Below are 21,755 nucleotides of genomic sequence, written 5' to 3'. Positions count from 1 at the left end.
TTACAAAACCTTTTGCATCACAACGGAGTCGTGACTATAAAGAGACAAGCATGCCCGACAGAAAAACAACACAGCCCCAGACTCCATATCCTGATATCATGCCACTGATTCTCCGCTGGTCTCTTGCAGCACTCCTTTTGGTGTGCTTTTCACCCTGTGCCGTACTCGCTGAGCAGGTTATTCTCTTTCTTGGCGATTCCCTCACCGCCGGACTCGGCGTGGAAACGGATGAGGCCTACCCTCATCTCCTCGGCGAAATGTTACAAAAAGACGGTATAACCGACTTCCGCATCGTTAACGCCGGTATCAGCGGCTCAACCTCGGCAAGCGCCCTGTCGCGGCTGCAGTGGTACGCCAAGATCAAACCAACGGTGCTCTTTCTGGCCTTGGGGGCTAACGACGGCTTGCGGGGGGTCAACATCGAAGAGACACAACACAACCTGGCCGCTGCTATTGCTGCCGCCCAAGCACAAGAAATGAGCATACTGCTTGCCGGCATGGAACTGCCGCCCAACTACGGGAAGCAGTACACCGATGATTTTCGTCGAATGTATCGGGAGCTGGCTACTCGCTATCAACTGGACTTCATCCCCTTTCTGCTCGAAGGAGTCGGTGGTGTTCCCTCGCTCAACCAGGTAGACGGAATCCATCCCAATGTTGAAGGCCACCGGATAATCGCCCGTCATGTCTATCCCACACTCAGACAGCACCTGCAACAACTCCCGCCCGTTGGCAGCAACGGGCCATGAACATGACCACAACGACACGATTTATTGAGGTGGAGAATCTGCACAAGTCCTACCTGCTTCCGGAGTCTGGTCGGATCAATGTCCTCAACGGGGTTACCTTTTCCCTTGAAGCCGGTTCCACCCTGGCGATTACCGGTCATTCCGGCAGCGGTAAATCAACTCTTCTGACGCTGCTTGCCGGGCTGGACAGTGCTGATCACGGCCGTATCGTCATCAACAATGCCGTGCTGACCGATATGGACGCAAGGAGCCTGCACCGATTTCGCACCACCCATCTCGGCATCGTTTTTCAGCAGTTCCATCTTCTTCCGCACCTGACAGCCGGAGAGAACATCTGCCTGCCGCTTGAACTACAAGGCCGCTCCTGCTCTCCCGACATCCGGCACTCTTTACTTGCGCGCGTTGGACTTACCGCCCGCAGCGAGCATCTGCCCGGCCAGCTCAGCGGTGGTGAATGCCAGCGAGTGGCCATCGCCCGGGCTCTTGCTGTTAAACCGTTACTGCTCCTGGCGGATGAGCCCACAGGTAACCTTGACCTGACCACCGGCAGGGACGTTGCCGATCTGCTGTTTACCCTGGTGCAGCAGGAACAGATGACCCTGATTGTGGTCACCCACAATCAGGAGCTGGCAGCCCGCTGCTCCCGCCAACTACACCTCACGCACGGAGTGCTGCAATGATGGCCCTTGTTCGTCTTGCCTGGCGCGATCTGCTCGGTCACCGACGATTCACCCTGCTCTTTATCATCAACCTCGGCATCAGTCTCATCGGTTTCCTTCTCGTGGGTTCTTTTGGTGCTTCGGTTGACCGTCACCTCAGCACCCACCTCCGTGACATGCTCACCGCTGATCTGACCCTTCAATCCAGCCGCCCATTGACACCGGAAGAGCTGGAGACTGTCCGATCGATCACCGACGACAAAAGCCACTTTTCCCGACAGATCTCATTGTATACGATGATCCAAGGGAAGAACGGCACCAGATTGACCCAGATCATTGCTGTTGATGCTGCCTATCCCCTGTACGGTCACTTCCGGTTTGCTGACCAAAACACCCGAACACACCAGGCAATCACCGGCCTGCAACAACAGCATCATATCATGCTGAGTCGGGAGACAGCCCGTTTCTTCGGTCTGTCACCTGGAGATGCGCTGGACATCGGTCAGACTCCATTTTCTGCGACCGTGTTCTTTGAAAATGAACCTGGTGGAGATCTCTCCGCCCTCAACTTTGCCCCTAAGGTGTATCTCGGTTTGGAACATCTGGAGCAGACAGGCCTCGTTCGTTTCGGCAGTCGCATCAGCTACACAACGTTTATCCGGCTGCCGGAAGGCACGAACAGTACTGCCATAGCTTCAAAATTATCTCAATCTTTTACGCACCCGGCCGATCAATCTCCATCCATCAGAGTGGTTACAGCGGCGGACAGCAACCGCACTCTGCAGCGCCTGTTCAGTCAGTTCCACTCCTTCCTTGCCGTGACCTCTCTGGTTGCCCTGGCACTCGCCGCCATAACCGCAGCCCATCTCTTCCAGACTCACCTTGACCATAGTGCCAAAGAGCTGTTCATCCTTTTGACGTTGGGAGCACGTCATTCCCACTGCCTGCTTCTCGCCACAGGCAAACTGATCCTGCTTGGCCTGATCGCTGTTCTGGGGGCAGTTATGGCTGCCTGGCTTCTGCTCCCCCTGTTTACAGGCCTCTTCACCGGAATTCTTCCCTCAGGACTGACACCGCACCTGGATCCGCTGACCATGGCCCTCGCTCTTCTCATCGCCACCTGCGGCAGTATTCTGTTTTGCCTACCCGCACTTCTGCGCATACAGACAATACACCCCCTGCTGTTATGGCGAGAACAGGAAAGTCCCTTCCCGTTACCGACTCTCCCTCAAAAACAGACCATCATCGCCATGTTGCCGGGCATAGCCCTCCTGCTCCTGCTGACCATTTTTCTCAGCCATACGCCATCATTCGGTCTGCTCTTTGTTGTTGGTCTGTTCCTTCTGGTTGCCCTCTTTGCCCTGATCGCCTCTTTTTTCTTCCGCTGCTGCCAACGCTGGTCGGCCACCGGCCCACTTCTGGCACGGATAGCCTTGCGCAACCTGTACCGCCGCCGTCGCACAGCAACAGCAGTTTTTGTTGCCCTGGGTATCGTCCTCCTGCTCACCAACATCATCCCACAGATAGAGAAAGGATTAGCCGCTGAAATCTCCCACCCAAAAGGCCTGACACTGCCCAATCTCTTCCTCATCGATATCCAGGAAGAGCAGAAACAACCTCTCATCCACTTTTTTCACAAACACGAAGGCGTACTGTCATCACCGGCACCAATGGTACAGGGTCGAATTACCCGTATCAACAATGTCCCCTTCTCACTTTGGCGTCAACAGCACCGGCTTGAGGGTGAACAGGGCCTGCGACGAACAGAATTCAACTTCTCCAGTCGTCTGCATCCTGATCCTTCGGAAACCATCGTCGAGGGAGCTCCCCTTCCTGCAGAGCCCTGGCAAATGGCAACTCAACAGCCTTTTGCGATCTCAATGGAAAAGGAGTTCAGTAAACGTTTACAGGTGAAGAGAGGAGACCGGATAGTCGTGGATATTCAGGGGATTGAGATGGAAGGCGAGATTGTCAATCTGCGCCGGGTACGATGGGCCAGTTTTCAACCGAATTTTTTTATGTTGCTGCAACCCGGAGTTCTGGATGATGCCCCTAAAACCTTTCTGGCTTCAGTCAGCCGGGTTGACAAGACGATGCAGCCTGACCTGGTCAAACAACTGGCCATAAGCTTTCCCAACATCTCAGTGCTTGATGTCAATGGCCTGGTTACCCGGTTAATGCACATAACCGAGCAGCTGACTCGAGCCGTTCGCTTCCTGGCTGCACTCGTTATGGTCACAGGGCTGATTGCGGTGATTGCCGTCACCGGGCAGGATGTACTGCGGCGCGAACGGGAAATCAACCTGATGCGGGTTCTGGGCGCCGGTCGAAACACCATCAGGCTGCTGCTTACACTGGAACTCTGCTCTCTTGCCACTGCGGCGGCAGTGATCGCTTTTTTCTGCAGCCTGCTCTGTTCCTACACGATCTCCTGGCTGTTGTTTGACCATCTGTGGTCTGTACAGTGGGGCCAGGCGCTCCTTCTCCTCTTGAGCGCTGTCGCTCTTTGTGCAACCATTGCGGTCACAGCGGCTGACTCCGTGACACGACAGCGTCCCGTCCTGCTGCTGTCATAATACCGGGCGCACAGGCGTATTTGCATGGAGCTTGTTCCCGCCCCGGAGCTACCCATCTCTGTCCCGACTACAGAGCCTCCTGCCCGGAGGATTCTGCACCCTTCCGGGACTCGTTCTGCACGTACCTGACATTTTTCCCTGTCCGTACCTGTTGACCGGACAATGACAGCCCGGCTTTCGTCTCAGGAAGCTGCACCGTTAAACTCAGAGGAGACGGCGGTGCATTCAATGCGGCAACAACCCCCTCGTCACGATTGTACAGATCAGGCTTGAACAGCACCTGTCCATCCTGAACGTTTGTGGTCAGATACATGAGATACACGGGCAGAGGCTGCTTTAAGATCACCGTGGTGGTCTTTCCTGAAGCCAGGATCTGGTCGATTTTCTTGACTGTTGTCGGATTGCCGGGATCGTTGGCCAGCATCAGCCGGGCCAGCTCCATGGGATTCTGCACACGAATGCAGCCATGACTGAAGGCCCGCTGTGTCCGTCCAAACAAAAACTTACTCGGTGTATCGTGCAGGTACACATGGTACGGGTTCGGAAAAAGAAATTTGATCAAACCCAGCGAGTTGTCGCGACCAGGATCCTGACGCAGTGTGTAGGGGAGTACCTTTCCGTAGTACTGCCGCCAGGGAATAGTCTCCGGATCGATTTCATTCCCGCTGCTGTCGAGAACACGCAGGCGTTGCTTGGCCAGATATTCAGGATCGTTGATAATACTGGGAACGGTCTCGTTTTTAACGATATCCGGGGTTGGAGTCCATGTTGGATTCAGTACAAGATAGGTGACAGCAGAACGAAACACCGGCGTCTGGTGATACGGCCTGCCGACCATAACCTTACTTGTCCATATCATTTCGTTGTTATGGTAGTACTGCAGCATAAAGCCTGCAATATCGACAATCAGGCTGGAATGAGGCAGGTCGTTGACAACCCAGCGGGTCCGCTCCAGATTTGCCCGTATCTGATCGATCCGTTCTGCAGCTGTGATGTTCATGGCCCTGAGAGTGGCCTTGCCGATAATCCCGTCCGGCTCTAAATGATGCCGAGTCTGAAAAACTTTAACAGCGGTCTCCAGCTGATGGTCAAAAAAGGTGGAATCGAGCGACCGGCCTGCCAGTTCGCCGGTAACTGCCAGGCGATTTCGAATCAGCGTAACCCGGGGATCTGTCATACCTGGTTTCAGGCTCTGGCCGCCGGGGATTTGCTGCCAAACACTCCTGGCGGCAAACTGTCTGTAGTCATGCAATGCCTTCTTCAAATTGAGGTACGATGGATGATGCGGGGAGAATTTATCCAACACCGCCTGCACAGTGCCGCCTTTAATAGCAGTCAGATATGCGTCAGCAGGCCACGGCCGGGGGGTGGCTGGTTCAAGGTTCTTTTTATCCTCAACTTTGCGGGGATCTACTTTACCATCGCGCTTATGGTGGGCCAATAAAAGCATGGCATCAGAGAGCAACAGATCATATTCAACCTGCTTTTGCACCGATGCGCCCCCTGCGACGTCATGACCGTAGCGGATCAGAGCTTCAAGGTGATAGTCTTCAGGAGTCAAACCGTCATCGGCACTGGCATGAATAGCCTTCAAAAGCTGCACAATGCTCTTCGGATTATCCCATAAAAGACTGAACTGATTCTTCCTGTACAGATCAAGGAGATAACCGGCAGTATAAATCGGTTCACCGCCTATTTTATCCTCGGTCTCAAAGTACAGTTGCTCCAGCTGCAGCTGCAGCTGCTGCTGCGCTTCGGCAGTCTCATTATTCGTGTCTGACGGCATTGCAGCAGTCTCTGACTCGGGTTTTTGCTCAACTGATGTCATCTGAACGCGCAAAGCATCGGCTGATGACGGTACTTCCAGTGGATCAGCGAAAACCGGGGCTCCTGTGAACTGCACGAGCAGGAGACAGGAGACAGTGTACAGATATATCCGGCTGTCAAGACAAAAACGATGGGAAAACAGTTGTAAAAAAAAGAGCATAGAAGATCCTGGACACGAAACGAGGTTTGAATAAAAAAGAGGTGCAAAACGACAATGTGGCATAAAATGCGTATTCTTTTGCTCCGAAACTATCGTGTACTCATAAGGAAGAACATCGATATTGACAAGGAATTAAAGCAAAAAAAGTACAAAAAACTGTCCTTTTCAGCTCCCAAGGTGAAAAAATTTGTCCCACCTGCTCTTTTCCCTCTCTTTTCTCAAACAGCCTCTTTTGAAAAAGACTCTGTTTAGGTCACCGGTATACTGCTGTGATTTGAGGTACGAACCGTTTTGTGCTGCAGATCAGGCCAACTGAAGCACAGAGTCAGGACTGAACTATCCTGCCAGATTGAGCCTCCAGCACGCATCGTCGCCGCCCCCTGTTAAAACACAGAATATCACTGCCGATTAAGAGCAGAATCTGATACCCTTCTTATTTGACCCGCCTGTATTCTCATGCTATTTTTAGAGAAACTGATTTCTTCCGGAGCCTCTCACTTATGTCATTTTTTTCTCTTTCCCCAGTGTTGCTGTGGTTTTTGATTGGCATAGCAACACTGTCTCTTGAACTGCTGACCCCTGGTTTTATTGGTTTCTTTTTTGGGATCGGTGCCTGGTGCACAGCTCTTGCTGTATATCTGTATCCATTCTCTCCTGCCGGCCAGCTGCTGATTTTTCTGATCACCAGTATATCGACACTTCTCCTGCTCCGCTCCACGTTGAAAAAAATATTCCTCGGCCGAAGCCGGGAAATTGACGCCATGGAAAACGGTTTGCCGTCGAATGCGACAGGCGAGGTTGTTGAAGATATTGTTCCGCCTGCAAGCGGGACTGTTAAGTATGCAGGCTCATTCTGGCAGGCAACAGCCGAGGTAACATTGACCAGGGGGACAGTCGTCCGCATAACAGGCAAAAACAACTTAACAGTACAGGTAGCCCCCATGGCTGCCAAAGGAGATATCTGATGGACAACTTACTTGTCGGCATCGTGGTTTTTGTTGTCTTTGTTGTCGTTATTCTTATCAAAACAGCGGTGGTGGTCGATCAGCAGTTCGAATATGTTATTGAACGGCTGGGCAAATATCGAACCACCTTAGAAGCCGGTTTCCATATCCTGATCCCCTTTTTCGACAGAGTGGCCTATAAACGGAGCCTTAAAGAAGAATCCATCGACATACCGGCCCAAACCTGTATCACTGCAGATAATGTTTCCATGGAGATTGACGGTTGTCTCTACGTGCAGGTCGTTAACTCGCGTCTTTCTGCCTACGGTATCGATAACTATCATATTGCCGTGGCTCAACTGGCACAGACCAGCCTGCGGTCCGCCATCGGTAAAATCACTCTGGACAATACGTTTGAAGCCCGGGAAATTTTAAACCAGCAGGTTGTTGAGGCGCTGGATGAGGCTTCTGAAAACTGGGGCGTCAAGGTACTCCGTTATGAGATAAAGGATATCCAGCCACCACGCAGTGTCCTTGAGGCCATGGAAAAACAGATGAAGGCTGAGCGCGAAAAGCGAGCGGAAATCGCTAAGTCCGAAGGAGAACGGCAAGCTATGATTAATCGGGCGGAGGGCGAACGGGCTGAGGCCATTGCACGCTCGGAAGGGGAGAAAATGCGCCGCATCAACGAAGCTGAAGGGCAGGCGCAGGAGATCCTCAAAGTGGCCGAAGCTACTGCCGAAGGTATCCGACAGGTGGCTGAAGCCCTGAGTGCGCCGGGTGGTCAGGATGCTGCAAACCTGGAGGTGGCAAAAAAATACATTGAGCAGTTCGGCAAACTCGCCAAAGAAAACACCACAATGATTCTGCCGGCCAATCTGACCGACGTCTCATCCATGGTTGCCACTGCCCTGACAACTCTTGAACATACGAAACAGAAAGGACGTCTCGCTGATCAGCAGCCTGCCGTCGTCCGTTAAACAACAGTCATCACGGACCTCGCCCAAAGGGTGGCAGCAAGCTTATCTGTCAGTCGCTTCGCAGTAAAGGCAGACACACGGCAACACTTACAGCGCATCTGTCACCCTTTCCCCTGCAGGGAGTCCCCTGATGCACCAGGCATTCGTCAAGGTACGCAGCCTATCCTGCGGCTACGGCTCCCGGGACGATTTTAAATCATATCGTCATCGGTCAAATCGTCTTCGACATCAATGTCGTCTTCATCCTCTTCGATATCGTCTTCATCTTCTTCGATATCCTGGCCATCTTCATCTTCATACTGATCATCTGTCTCAAAATCATCATCATCGTCAGGTGAAATTTCCGGCGTGGCGTCGTGACCAGACGTTCTGGAAGGTTTGAGCATCCTGGCATCCGGTAAAACAAACATCCGTATCTGTTCAATCTCGTCAGGGAGTAACAGGTCGGTTTTACATACTCGGCAGTTCTTGACGTGCTGATCGACAAACTGCATCATCCGCGCAGGAGCCATGACCTCTTGTTTAACCTGAAGATACCAATCCTTAATGAGGCGTATGAGTTGTTCACATTCCATTGAAAAAATTCGCGCTATACAGTTTCAGGATCTAAAGCTGGTTCACTTACGGTTCATGCAGCAATAAAAGTTGTTTTTCCAGCCGACTAAGAGTAGATTTATACCGGATCGGAAGTGGAAAGGGCACTGGTGGCTCTCCCGGACTTCAAATCCGGTGTGTCGAGTGAGTAACTCGGCAGGTGGGTTCGATTCCCATGCACTTCCGCCATTTTCAAGTCGGACGAGTCTTTCCAGCGCGATTTGTATATCCTGAAACTTTCCACGCTGTCAAATCTTTTCGGCAGAGAAATTGAGACCCACTGACAACCGACCAAAAGGTGTCCTTCTACGTTTTTCTGATTCTTCTGTCTTCTTTGTTGCTCAACCCACTGCAACAACAGAGATCAGAGCCGCTGTGTCCTTGATATTCCCTCTTTATTGCGGCACAATATTTCTACAGTCAACTCAGTCTGTGAAATGAAACAGCGGTTCAGAATCAACCCCGGATATATCCGGGGGGGAACAGATTCATCGGCTGAGCCTCACCCCCTGTTCAGAGGACAGGAAATTCCATGACCGGCAAAGATATCGACACCCATCGATTTTCTTCGGCTTGCCACGCAACTTTCTACACAAGGAGTTCAGCATGTCTCTCTCTCCCTCTTCCGCACCAATCAATCTCCCCGGCCCCGGTAACGAAGCACTGCTAGAACGCGTTCTGCCCTTTGCCACAATCCGTTCGTTTCAGACCGATGAATCGGTTTTGACCCCTGAATCAACAGCAGAGTCTTTCTATTACCTGATAAACGGGGCGGTTGAAGTAAGTTACAATGACCGGTCCGACACTAAAATCACCGTTGCCTTAATCGGGGCCGGTGACTTCTTCGGTGAGATTGGTTTTTTCGATGGTGAATCCCGGGTCCGGAATATCCAGGCTGCAGGAGATACGCACATCGCCATCTTTAATACCGAAGTAATGACAACGCTTCGTGCCGATCAGCCCGAACTCTATATCGACTTTCTGCTCTATCTCACCCAGAACATCTGTGGAAAATTCCGCCGGATCGCCGGTGAACGGGAACCGATCACCGGCTATGCCCAATCGCTTTCCACCCGACATGCCAGCCGCTACACCGAAGCCAAGCCTCTGCCCGCACCTTTACTGCGTTCGTCGCAGTGGCACAGTATCGGCAGCCGCATGGAGGCCTTTAAATCAGAGTTGTTCAACCTGTCACATAAACTGCAAAAAGCAGAAGCAGAGGGCAAAAAAGACGATGCAAGTGAAAATCGTTGTCACGATGTGTTGGCTGAACTGAACAGCTCCCTGCCACTCTTTCAGCAAACCATGGCCGGCAGCGGCTATGAAGAGGTTATGTGGGGATATGTCTTCAAGGAAATTTTCCCCTACTTTATGAGGAGCAACTTTGCCGAACGGGCCTACTTCAAACCCAAAGGGTATGCCGGTGATTTCCTCATGATGGAGCACATATATGCAGACACGCCGAAAGGGGAAGGTAAACTCGGTGAAATAGTTGATGCTTTCTGCCTGCAGCGTCCCGGCTCTCTGGCCATTCGGGGCCGGCGTGTTCTGCTGCGCGATCAGCTGCTGCAGCTCAGCTCCACCAGGGGGTATGGGACAACAACAAGAATCATGAACCTGGCGTGCGGTCCGAACCGTGAGCTGTTCGATTTCCTGACGGTCTGTGACCACAGTGAAGACATTGAGGCGCTGTGCGTTGATATTGATCCAGAAGCGCTCCAGTACACGAACCAGTATGTCAACATCTTCCCTCACCGTGCCTCAATCAAACTTATGAGTGAAAATGTGATCAAATGGGCTCTGGGACGGGCAACTCACCATATCCAGCCGCTGGATATCATCTACTCTGCCGGTCTCTGTGATTATCTCGACACCCGGTTGTTTCGTGCTCTCATCACCCAATGTCACCATCATCTCAAACCCGGCGGCACCCTGCTCCTTGGCAACTTCACGCATTATCCGGATTCACTTTTCCTCGACAAACTGTTGAAATGGGAGTTGATATATCGAACTGAAACAGACCTGCTGGAGCTGTTTGCCCCGACTCCATTTGGTGACAAGGTAACAATCATTACTGAGCCGGCACAGGTGAACCTCTTTGCTGTTGCCACCAAAGAATAGGAAAGCCATGCCGTCCATAGCCGGTACTGAGCCGTTCGATAGTGCCAAGGAGCTGCACGAACTGTTCATTCAGCGTACGCATGTCTGCTTATGGCTGGGCGTCGTCTTTTTCTCCCTCTTCTCCCTGCTTGATTTTATTTATTGCCGCTCTTTTTTCTGGTTGTTCCTTGGTTATCGGTTAGGTTTTGTCGCCCTGCTGGTTTTTCTGCTGTTGCTGCTGCGCTATCCACCGGTCCGCCAATATTCGCACAGCGTCATGTGGTCCGCCATGCTCCTCGGAACCATCGTCATCACCGTAATGACTGTTCATTTAGGCGGATTTGCATCCGGATATTATGTGGGCATCCTCCTGATGATAGCCGGCGGTTTTTCCGTTCTCCCGCTCACCGTTCCCCAATCTCTCATCCTGGGCGGGCTCATGTACCTGGTGTACACCGTCACCGTTTCCCTCATCTCCCTGAGCCATGGCTCAATATCCGTCCCTGCCCTTGCCAACAACAGCTTTTTCTTTTTTGCAATTATCCTTATCACATCGGTGCAATGTTATGATGAAATCCAGATCACCGTCAAATCGTTGCGAGCAAAAGCAAGTTTACGTGCAATTTTAACCGAGCTGCGTCTCTACACGGACAATCTAGAGCAATTAGTGTGTAAACGGTTAGAAATGCTCGAAGAATCTGATCTGAAGTTTTTTGACCTCTACAACGCCCTGCCTGACCTCGTTGTACTGATCGACGATAAGGGTGTCATCCGTATGGTCAACCGGCTCGGCGCAGCCATGCTTAACCAGACCGTTGAAAACCTGGAAGAAACGATGATCTTTGATTATCTTTTTGAAACTGATCCGGATGTTTTTGTCAAACGTGTCATTGATCGGATAAACGAGGAAGGAGCAATCAGAGATGTGCAGTTACAGATGATCACACCCCGGGGACGCCGGCTCGAGGTGGAAATCAGTGGCAACCACATAGCCTTGTCGCAGGCCGGCATGCATTATCACCTGGTCATCCGTGACATCACTGCAACAAAAAAAATGGAACGTGAAGTCCTGAAATCGTCCCAACTCCTTGATACCTCACGCCAGGCCGCCATTTTCGGACTGGCTCGCCTTGCTGAATGCCGAGACGATTGCACCGGCAGCCATCTGCTCAGAATTCGGGAATACACACGTATCCTTGCCGTTGAACTGTCCGGCTTTCCTGAAATAAAAGGAATAATCACGGCACAGTTCATCGAAGACCTTTGCCTTTCCTCTATCCTGCATGATATTGGCAAGATCGGCATACCGGATGCAATTTTACTCAAACCGGATCACCTGTCTGCCGAAGAGTTCAGCATTATGCAGCAGCACTGTTTGTACGGGAGTGAAGCACTCACTCTCGATGATTATGAGGAGGAGGAACTCGGTTTCCTGAAGATGGGGCAAGAAATAGCTCTCAATCACCATGAATGCTGGGATGGAAGCGGATACCCCAACGGGCTGTCCGGAATGCAGATCCCTCTTACGGCACGCATTACCGCTCTTGCCGATGTCTATGACGCCTTAACCTCCAGCAGACCATATAAACCTGCATACAACCATGAACAGGCACGCATGTACATCATCAAGGAGAGCGGACGTCAGTTTGACCCAATGATTGTCAGTGCCTTTTTGAAAAGAGAACAGGAATTTAAAGCAGCACGACGCGATCTGCTTCTCCATACGCACCCGTCATCCATCACAACAGACACCCATGGGCAACCCTGATCCCTTTCGGCAGGAGTCCCGACAACTTCATCATCAACGGGTGTACTATATTCTGCTGGCAGGCATAGGGACCCTTCTCCTGCTGACACTGCTTGATACGCTTGTGGAGCCCGGGTTGCGCTCCGAATTTTTACAGTACCGGCTTCTGGCAATCGGCGCCTGTGTGCTCCTGCTGTATATCAACCACACCAGCCGATCCTACCGGTGGACATGGCTTATCGGTTTTTTCGGATACAGTGCTGTCAGCCTGGCCATTCTTTTCAGCATATACCGGCAAGGTGACGCAGCGACTCCCTACTATGTCGGCCTTATGGTTGCCATGACGATCTACACGACTCTTGCTCCCCTTTCCGTCTTCCAGACAATTGCCAGCGGATTTGCGCTGGCCGTTCTTTTTGTCATCACGATCTTTTTCATACCAACATCCTTTGGTCCGGGACAACAGCTGGGCCTGTTCAGCAATCTCTTTTTCATGATCGGGTTTATTTTCATCGCTGCCACACGAAACTGGACAGACATCAATGCTCGAAAACGAGAGCACCTGTTGCGCACCTCTGAACACGCGGCAGCCGAGGCGTTAGCCGGACAAGCTCGGCGCCTGGAGCTGGAGGTTGCGCGACGGGCCGACGCTCAACAGGCAACGGAAGAACATTATCAACTGCTCTTTGAAACCATTGCCGACAATGTTGCCCTCATTGATACAGATGGTATGGTCCTGCAGGCAAACACATCCTTTCTGCATCACTTCACCCCGGGAACATTGTCGCCCGGCACGATCTTCTACGACCTTGCGGACTCTGAGGACCAGCGTATCTTACGCTCCGCTGTCTCCACGCTCATCACCGACAGTACCCCCATTTCCGATCTCCAGGTCACCCTTACAACTGTTGAGGGTACTCCGCTTCTGACCGAAATCAGCGGCGCTCTCCTGCAAAGAGAAAATAAAATTCCCGGTGTACAGTTAATTATCCGGGACATCAGTGAGCGCAAGCATCTGGAAAAAGTCCTCGCCTCTTCGCTGCACAAACTCCGCCAGACAGAGAATGCCACCATCCTCGCACTTGCCAAGCTTTCCGAATACCGTGACATTACCCCGGGCCGTCATCTCGAACGAATCAGGGAGTACTGTAAAACCCTTGCGACTGCAGCCCGTGACCATGGACTGTACGCTGAAATAATTACCCCGACATATGTTCAAAACCTCTATCAGGGCTCGATTCTCCACGATATCGGCAAGGTTGCTGTTTCTAATGAAATTCTCAACAAGACTGAGCCGTTAACTGTTTCAGAGCAAGAGACTTTACGCAATCATACCTTGACCGGCGGAGATGTCATCAAGGCAATGGAACAGGACACGCCGGGCAGCAATTTTTTATCCCTTGCCAAAAATATGGCATACTTTCACCATGAGCGCTGGGATGGTACAGGGTACCCCTACGGGCTGCAAGGAAATGAAATTCCCCTCGAAGCCCGGATTATAGCTGTTGCCGATGCCTATGAGGAGGCAACCGTCGCCATGCTTCAAGACAGGTGCCTGACGCACCGGCAGGCTGTTGACTCGATTGTGAACAACGCCGGCCGTCATTTCGATCCAATGCTTATTGACGCCTTTCTCACTGTCCAGGAAGAATTTAACCAGATCAGGCAAACACTGGTCGAAACTGAATAACCCTTCACCCGGATAAAATGCCGGCTCTCCATGAGTGCAACCTGACGCCTGCGGGCCACAGATCACAATATTTCCCTTGCTGTTCGTCTTTAAATACACTAGAAAATATATCAAATCGTCCTTTGATACCCCTTTGACAATCGGCAATGATTGAACAGACCCATTTTCAGGATGACAACCTGAACAACGGCTTTCCAGGAAGGAGTAAACCATGCATGCAAACATAACACGTGCCTCGCTTTACAAGGCGGCAGCTGTGCTTCTATTTTTTGTCATATTGGCCTATCTCGTCAGTTCCACACCTGATGGAGGCGTTTTCAGCTCCATCGGTCAGATGATTATCGGTGTCTTTCGCTTTATACAGTGGAGCATTGCAATGATCATCGGAGTGACCCTCTCCATCGCCGTTCTCATTGCCATCTTCCTGTTTGCAGTTTCACTCACCAATAAAGCGGCAGCTGCCTCAATGTACCAGGCGATCAGAGTTGCAGTGATCGATCTTTCACAATCATTTATCAGCCGATATCGTCCAACAGTCGCCACTGCGGAGACTGTCCGTCCAGAGGAAATTCCCACCCGGGACATACCGGCAGCTCCTGTCCAGCAATCACCTGTCCACGAGTCGTCTTCTTCCGATACACTCTCCGCTCAAATTGCCGGTGACATCCAGAAAATGGCCGAAAGTCAGCAGGCACTGAGCAGCCAACTCTCCAACCTGACCAGTAAACTGCAGGTTTTGGAAGAAAGAAGTTCGGATTTTCTGACTGCCGGCCATCTGGAAACGGTGACCGCCGAACTGGCCACGACCGGTAAAAATCTTGGGGCGCTGCAGGCGGATGCAACCGTGCTGGAACAGAAAATCAGTCAGACTCTGCAGCAGGTGACGACCATTACCCCGGAAAAGATCCTCGGTAACATTCCGGAGCGATTGCAGCATCTGGAAACAAAAGAAGATGCCCCTGCATTTGATCCCGCTCCACTGGTTGCCTCGATTGAAGCACTGGAAGCCGCTGTGGGGGACCTCAAAAAACAGAAGACTTCACCTGCCAAGGCACGGACGACTAAAACGAAAAAGAAAGCGTAAACCGGCCCTACCCTGATAGACAGCACAGGCCATAGTACCGTTTGGTGCTATGGCCTGTTCAGTAGAATGATCCTCTCCGCACACACTTCTTTGCCGCTGATTCGAAGGACGTATCACACAACTTTACAAGAAAAGCCGACAACACGGCGTCATACTTAAGAGCAACTCTGTGCTGAAAACACTGTTGACACAATGGGCGTTTTTCTATCAAGAGACAATGCTAACAGGCTCTGCCAGGGTGTTTAACAACGAGTCGATTTGAGTAAAAGGGTCTTCCTGTTGACCGAGAGAGACCACCAGCCGTTGATCTGATGTCAAACGGATCGATGACGTGCGCTGTTTTTTATTCGATTGCTGTTCAATAAGATGTACGATCCGGCTCGGTTCAACCGTGGTCGTAGCAGCAAAAGAAACAATCAGACAACCTTCTCCCTGCTCCAGCTTGTTGATACCCAGGGTGCGTAGCCGCTGCTTCAGTCTGATCGCTGTTATCAGGGTCCGTCCTTCCGGAGGCAGGGGGCCATACCTGTCCACCACCTCTTCCTCCGCGTCATCCAGATCTGCGTTTGAGCCATTACCAGCGACTGACAACCGCCGGTAGACATGGTAGCGCTGACTGGCATCCTGAATATAGGTGTCCGGCAAGTAGGCGGCAACACGGAGCTTAATTTCCGGATCAATCGTATCTTCCGCCACCGGCAACATCTCCCCGGCCTGCACCTTACGCTTCAAATCTGTTACCGTGGCCTGCAGCAATTCCAAATACAGATCATACCCCACAGCAGCGATGTGCCCGGACTGAGAAACGCCCAGCAGATTACCTCCACCACGAATCTGGAGATCGTTCATCGCTAATTTAAACCCGCCTCCTAACTCTGAACAGTCCATCAGGGCCCGCAGTCGCTGTTGAGCGTCCGGAGTGAGGTGATCAAGTGAGGCGACCAGTAAATAGGCATACGCTTGACGGGAAGATCGCCCGACTCTGCCCCGCAACTGATAGATATCGGCAAGCCCGAGGTGATCAGCCCGATTGATGATGATGGTATTGGCGTTTGGAATATCCAATCCTGATTCGATTATGGTTGTGCACATCAGTATATCAAGTTCATGATTAATGAAACGAACCATAATGTCTTCAAGCTGCGTACCGGCCATTTGTCCGTGTGCAACTCCAATCCGCGCCTGGGGAACAAGGGCGGCGATGGCAGCAGCGATACGGTGAATGGAGCGCACTCGGTTATGAACAAAAAATATCTGGCCGCCCCGTCCCAGTTCCCGCGCTATTGCTTCGCGAATAACAAGCTGATCGTATTTCGCTACAAAGGTTTTAACTGACCGGCGTTGCTGAGGCGGTGTCGAAATTACAGAAAGATCACGTATTCCCAATAAAGACATCTGAAGCGTCCGCGGGATGGGCGTGGCGGTGAGCGTCAGGACATCAACGGTTGCCTTGATCTTCTTAATTTTCTCTTTATGAGACACACCAAAACGATGCTCTTCGTCAACAACCAGCAACCCGAGTTTTTTAAACTGAATATCCTTTGACAGTAAACGGTGGGTACCAATAATCAAATCAATGGTGCCGGCTGCTAATTGGGCGACGATTTCCTTTTGTCGCCGGCTGCTCCGAAAACGATTGAGACACGCGATCTCAACGGGAAATGATGCAAATCGCTCTCGAAATGTGGCGGCATGCTGTTCTGCCAATACAGTTGTCGGCACCAGAATGGCGACCTGATAGCCGTCCTCTATCACCTTAAACGCTGCCCGTGCCGCTACTTCTGTCTTACCGTATCCAACATCCCCGCACACCAGACGGTCCATAGGTTGTTCGCGACGCAAATCACCAAGCACATCATTTATAGCCCTGGCCTGTCCACTGGTCTCATCATAGGGAAAAGATTCCTCCAGTTGCTCGTACAGTGCACCGGGAGCAGAAAAACTGTGCCCTTCGCGGAGTTCCCGTTGTGCGTAGATGTCGAGTAACTCCTGGGCAATCTTCCAGACAGCCTCTGTTACCTTCTTTTTTGCACTTTGCCATCGCTGCGAACCAAGGCTGTCGAGCTTTGGCTCCTGATCCGTCAACCCCTGGTAACGGCTGACCCAGTGCAGCCGATCCACCGGGACATACAGTTTGTTGTCATCCCGATAGGCAATCAGCATGAAGTCACCATGCCGGCCGGATATCTCCATATTGACCAGCCCTCGGAAGATCCCTATGCCATGATCGCGATGAACGACAAATTCACCCTCCTGCAGGTGTTCGATCTGCACCGGTTCAGCATACTCCTGCTTACTCCGGCGTTGTCGCTTGCCTAAGCGTTTGTCACCAAAGAGTTCCTCAGCAGAAAGAAAATGCAGGTGTTCAGTGAGCAGATCAAAACCACGGGAAAGCGGTTGATCAAAACAGTAGATAACATCCTTCTCAACAATATTTTCTAAAGCAAACGGCGCAGGCAGAAGAACGGTACGCAGCTGGTAATGAGCAAGCATTTCTTGAAGATGACCGGCCTGTCGTGATGATCGACAGGCTAAAACGATTTGCTCACCGTTTCTCAGCCACTGCTGCATGCGATCCACCAGCGGTGGCAGCATACCACGCTTCTTACGTTGAATCTCGATCTCCTGAGCGAGCAAGGCATGATCTCCTGTGGCACAGGTCAGCGTCAGTTTCTGGTCCTGATCAGGTTCGTGGAGAAAAGCGAGTCGAGCCGCAAGGAGCTGGTCATGGTTTGTTTCCCATTCAGCCTCACTGAGGAACAGGTCTTCTGGTGATAAGATCGCTGAATTCCGGTTCAATGCCTCCTCATAATTTGCATGAATCCGCTCGCGAACCAGCTGCTGCTGCTGGTGAACGGCAATGGGGTCATACACAACAAGGGCAGTGTGAGCCGGCAGATAATCAAAAAATGTCTGCAGCCCGGATCTGCCGCCATAGACCAGAGGCAACAACGATTCGAGGCCGGGAAAGGTTTGTCCCGTGGACAGACGATCACGGACAAGACGGTGTTCATCCGACGACCAATGATACTGTACGGCAGCAGTATCAGCTGCGGCTACAATGTCTTGTCGCTGCTCTGGTGGAGGGAAGAGTATATCAGTGGCCGGCACCAGGACCGCTTCCGAGATCTCCTGAAGAGATCTCTGTGAGATCGGATCAAAAACACGAATCGACTCCAGCACATCACCAAAAAAATCGAGCCGGAGCGGACCGTTTTTTGCGGTCCCCAAATGCGGAGGATAGACATCAATAATCCCACCCCGTAAAGCCAGATCTCCTTCCTGCCGCACCATCTCGCTCATCTGATAACCAGCCGCAATGAGTGCGGCTATCAGGGGTTCCTGTTCAATCTCCTCGCCGATCTGCACCAACTCACAATGCCGGCTCAACACTCGACTCGGTAGAACTCGTCGCAGTACCGCCTCCACTGAAGCCAGAACGATACAGGGGGCCGTGTGCTCCAGCAGTTGATACAGTGTTGCTAATCGGGAACAGACGGTTGCCGGATCCGGAGAAAGAGGACTGTAGGGAGGAATCTCATAACCTGGGTAGACAAGTACCCGGGTATCGGAGAAAAAAGCGAAATCCTGAGCAAGAACTTCCAGTTGATCGTCGGAAGGAAGGATAACACAGTATGAACGTTGCAGTGCTTCAACCGCTCTGCTGAGAAACAGAGCGGCTGAAGCACTGTGAAGGCCGAAAATATCAGGAGGATGACCGCTTTCACGCAGTCGCGCAATGATTGACTGCATAAAACGCGATCAGACAGAGGGGTGGAAGAGGATTAAAATGTCCCCCCCATACTGAAATCCCAGGTAGAATTCTGCTCTCCGGTTTTCCGGTCCAGATTAGCCCCCCAGGCCAAACGGATCGGACCAAGCGGAGAGGCCCACATAATGCCGACACCGGCGGTCTTCTTGTACTCACTAAAATCCCATTTATCGTCTCCGCCGGGTATTCCCTCACCGTAGACATTACCAAAATCGTGAAAGATTTCACCATCCATACCCATGTCTTTAAACAGAGGAAAGACGATGGCAACCGTTCCGTACCACATCTTGTCACCACCGACCTTGTCCCCATACTGATCAATGGGGCTGATCGCGGCAGACTTGAAACCGCGGATTGAATTCATGCCACCCAAAAAGAATTTTTCATAGACAGGCAACTTATCTGTTTTATTCTCAAAAGCCTGTCCAGCCGCGAGCTTGGCATGAAAAACCGTACTCCAGATCATCGGAAACCACCAGGCAGTGGATCCTTCAACTTTGGTAAACTCGGCATCACCACCGAACGGCCCGCCCGCATAACTGACGTTGATACTGTTGCGTGACCCCCGAGTTGGTGAGAAGGATTTATCTCGGGTATCACGAACCAGACCGATCTCCGGCATGCTCATCAGATTGATATCTTTGGATTTCAATATGGCTGAATTAATATTCGCTTCATTGATATCCGACAAATCAGTGTCAGAGATGGTGTATCCGTAATAAATTCGCCACTCTTCATAAAGAGGATGTCCTAAGCGCAGGGAGGCGCCGGTGGAATCTTTCGTAAAGTCATCATACTCTCTTTCCCAATTAAACAGATCAACGCTGCCGGAAACCTGGGAGTCGAGGATCCTGGGATTTACAAATCTCAAGTTGTACCGGGTACTCTTATAGCTGGTACTTGCCGCAAAAGACAATCGGTTTCCAGTACCAAAGAGGTTGTCTTCAGAAATTTCACCCATGAACAGCATTCTTTCAGATGAAGAGTACCCGGCACCGATCTGAAAAGAACCGGTGGGCTTCTCTTTAACGTCAACCACTACGTCCATCTGATTTTCCACCATGGTTGGCTGCGGAGTAATCGTCACATCTTCAAAAAAACCCAATCGTTTCAGTTTTTGTGTCGAAGTTCGGATAGCCTTGGCATCGTAGCGCCCCCCCTCTTCCACCCTGAGGTCACGACGGATAACATGATCTCGGGTACGGGTATTGCCCTGAACTTCAACTCGATTAACGTAGGCCATTTCACCTTTTTTCACCTGCAGCAAAAGGTCGACGCTTTCCCCATCCGCTGACCTGTTAATCTTGGGATTAACATCGGCAAACGCATATCCGTATTCAGCATAAAGGTCGGTAATTCGAGTGATATCATCCCTTAGAACCTGACGGTTGACATACTCTTCATCACGAATTTGCAAAACCTCAAGCAGCTCAGCCTTATCTTTGATCAGGTCGCCTTCAATGTCAATGGAGCCCACACGATAACGCCGTCCTTCATCAACGGGAAAGGTGACAATCAGTTCATCATCCTTCTGATTCACGATCGGCTCGCCGACCTTGGCCTCCAGAAAACCTTCATTCTGGTAAAACGCTGCCAGACGTTCCGCATCCTGCTGCAGCACATCCATTTTCAGCACACCGGCATCGGTCAGCCAAGATATCCACCATTTGCGGGTGGTCGTTTGAATGACATCCCGAAGGTCGCCGGCTGAAAAAGAGTCATTACCCGTAAAGTTGATCTCACCGACAGTGATCTTGTCACCTTCCTTGACATCAAAAACAACTTCTGCATTCCCGCCCGGCGGCGTGTCGACCTTGGCTGTGACTTCTGTGTTGTAGTATCCTTTTGACTTGTACAGGTCTTTGATTTTATAGACAGCCTCGTTCACCTTCGTGGAATTGAGGATGGAATTGGTGGTGATGTTCGCAGCCTCCCGCACATCCTCCTCTTTGATCGCATCGGCACCCTTGATAACCACGTTGCCGATGAGGGGCTTTTCCTGTACCCGGAAAATGATGTTCTTGCCGGCTTCTGTGTCTTCAGCATCGACCTCAACATTTTCAAAATATCCCATACTGAAAACAGCCTTGAGATCCTGCCTCAACGTCACAGGATCGTAGAGGTCACCTGGTTTTGTCGATATCTTCTGCAAAATAGCACCGGAATCGATTCGTTCGTTTCCTGCAGGGGCAACACTCGCAACCGAAGCACTCCGATTGGAATAGGCTAACATCGTGTTCACGATTTCACCGGTCACCCTGTCCAGATCCTGGAGAGAATCCCCTTCGCGGAAAGCAGAGTACGGGGCCTTGGGTGCCAGCACATCGATAATCACACAGTCAACACTTATGCGGTTGCCAAGTTTATTAAGACTGCCGACAACGACATAATCCACGTTGGCGGACTCCACCACTTTGTTTAACACCCCAGCAGGCGGTGGCCAGGTACCACGATAATCAACCAGTTTTTCCGCCTGATCTCGCGACATCATCCTCATGCCTCTGGCCGCTGCTTCACGTTCTAAAGATCTGTCCGCCGGACCGGCAATCATTGCACTGTCCGGCGCGTTGATCTTAAACGGTAGAAAAAGAGTGCTGCGCTCCACTGCCAAAGCCGACATCGGCGCCATATTAAAGGCAAACATGGCAAAGAGCAGAGACAGCGCTAGAAAACACAGGGAGCGACGAGGCTGTAATATCGGCGACATGAAGGATTCCTCTTCGAGTCTTGTTCGTTGACCAACGCCGCATGCGGAACTTGCAGGCAAAATTGATCAAAAGATTGGATGAGCGGCACTTTTTTTATGGACAAAAACACCTGCCAAAATCCAGAACATTATGACAGGTTTCATTGATTTTGCAAGAAATTCTATT

General features: G+C 51.4%; 13 protein-coding genes and 1 tRNA gene. 10 read left to right on the top strand and 4 right to left on the bottom strand.

Translation table 11 applies throughout. The features are described from left to right. The first annotated feature begins 50 nt into the window (after positions 1–50). From HP555_RS04585 to HP555_RS04575, 3 genes are read left to right on the top strand one after another with little or no spacing between them, the layout of a single operon-like run. A complete protein-coding gene (locus HP555_RS04585) occupies positions 51–749 on the top strand; it encodes an arylesterase (protein ID WP_233249243.1) in 699 nt (232 codons plus the stop codon). Continuing rightward, positions 746–1,429 carry an ABC transporter ATP-binding protein gene (locus HP555_RS04580; RefSeq protein ID WP_233249242.1) on the top strand — a complete coding sequence of 228 codons (684 nt, stop codon included), beginning with the start codon at positions 746–748 and terminating at the stop codon, positions 1,427–1,429. Before HP555_RS04585 ends, HP555_RS04580 begins: the two co-directional genes overlap by 4 nt. Beyond that, on the top strand, positions 1,426–3,984 hold the full coding sequence (locus HP555_RS04575; RefSeq protein WP_199264013.1) for an ABC transporter permease: 2,559 nt from the start codon (positions 1,426–1,428) through the stop codon (positions 3,982–3,984). The genes HP555_RS04580 and HP555_RS04575 overlap by 4 nt, the downstream gene beginning before the upstream one ends. A gap of 67 nt (positions 3,985–4,051) precedes the next feature. Here HP555_RS04575 and HP555_RS04570 read toward each other — a convergent pair whose 3' ends face one another. Then, a complete protein-coding gene (locus tag HP555_RS04570; protein ID WP_199264012.1) occupies positions 4,052–5,971 on the bottom strand; it encodes a L,D-transpeptidase family protein in 1,920 nt (639 codons plus the stop codon). A gap of 500 nt (positions 5,972–6,471) precedes the next feature. Between HP555_RS04570 and HP555_RS04565 the strand changes: the two genes are divergently transcribed. Both HP555_RS04565 and HP555_RS04560 read left to right on the top strand, forming a co-directional pair. After that, the gene (locus HP555_RS04565; RefSeq protein WP_199264011.1) at positions 6,472–6,936 is read left to right on the top strand and encodes an NfeD family protein; all 465 of its coding nucleotides are present in this window, start codon (positions 6,472–6,474) and stop codon (positions 6,934–6,936) included. Continuing rightward, positions 6,936–7,895: an SPFH domain-containing protein gene (locus HP555_RS04560; protein WP_199264010.1), complete on the top strand. Its 960-nt coding sequence runs from the start codon at positions 6,936–6,938 to the stop codon at positions 7,893–7,895. The genes HP555_RS04565 and HP555_RS04560 overlap by 1 nt, the downstream gene beginning before the upstream one ends. A 191-nt stretch (positions 7,896–8,086) precedes the next feature. Here HP555_RS04560 and HP555_RS04555 read toward each other — a convergent pair whose 3' ends face one another. Beyond that, positions 8,087–8,407 (bottom strand): hypothetical protein, encoded by a 321-nt coding sequence (locus tag HP555_RS04555; RefSeq protein ID WP_199264009.1) that lies wholly within the window; start codon positions 8,405–8,407, stop codon positions 8,087–8,089. A 173-nt stretch (positions 8,408–8,580) separates the two neighbouring features. On the opposite strand from HP555_RS04555, the gene HP555_RS04550 reads away from it, so the two are divergent. The 5 genes from HP555_RS04550 (at position 8,581) to HP555_RS04530 (ending at position 15,110) form a co-directional block, all read left to right on the top strand. Beyond that, positions 8,581–8,678: transfer RNA gene (locus tag HP555_RS04550), tRNA-Sec, on the top strand. A 417-nt stretch (positions 8,679–9,095) separates the two neighbouring features. Next, complete coding sequence (locus HP555_RS04545; RefSeq protein WP_199264008.1) at positions 9,096–10,610, top strand: cyclic nucleotide-binding domain-containing protein; 1,515 nt, start codon at positions 9,096–9,098, stop codon at positions 10,608–10,610. Positions 10,611–10,617: 7 nt separating this feature from the next. Beyond that, on the top strand, positions 10,618–12,357 hold the full coding sequence (locus HP555_RS04540; protein WP_199264007.1) for an HD-GYP domain-containing protein: 1,740 nt from the start codon (positions 10,618–10,620) through the stop codon (positions 12,355–12,357). Further along, on the top strand, positions 12,344–14,026 hold the full coding sequence (locus tag HP555_RS04535; protein WP_199264006.1) for an HD domain-containing phosphohydrolase: 1,683 nt from the start codon (positions 12,344–12,346) through the stop codon (positions 14,024–14,026). Before HP555_RS04540 ends, HP555_RS04535 begins: the two co-directional genes overlap by 14 nt. Before the next feature lie 211 nt (positions 14,027–14,237). Then, on the top strand, positions 14,238–15,110 hold the full coding sequence (locus HP555_RS04530; protein WP_199264005.1) for a hypothetical protein: 873 nt from the start codon (positions 14,238–14,240) through the stop codon (positions 15,108–15,110). A 207-nt stretch (positions 15,111–15,317) separates the two neighbouring features. On the opposite strand, the gene mfd is transcribed toward HP555_RS04530, so the two are convergent. After that, the gene (mfd, locus tag HP555_RS04525; RefSeq protein WP_199264004.1) at positions 15,318–18,863 is read right to left on the bottom strand and encodes a transcription-repair coupling factor; all 3,546 of its coding nucleotides are present in this window, start codon (positions 18,861–18,863) and stop codon (positions 15,318–15,320) included. A gap of 32 nt (positions 18,864–18,895) precedes the next feature. Then, on the bottom strand, positions 18,896–21,589 hold the full coding sequence (gene bamA / locus HP555_RS04520; protein WP_199264003.1) for an outer membrane protein assembly factor BamA: 2,694 nt from the start codon (positions 21,587–21,589) through the stop codon (positions 18,896–18,898). Positions 21,590–21,755: the final 166 nt, after the last annotated feature.

The sequence above is a fragment of the Desulfobulbus oligotrophicus genome, from assembly GCF_016446285.1.
GTDB classification, from domain to species: domain Bacteria; phylum Desulfobacterota; class Desulfobulbia; order Desulfobulbales; family Desulfobulbaceae; genus Desulfobulbus; species Desulfobulbus oligotrophicus.
Note: the sequence above shows the minus strand (reverse complement) of the source record. Positions and strands in the feature narration are given on the sequence as shown.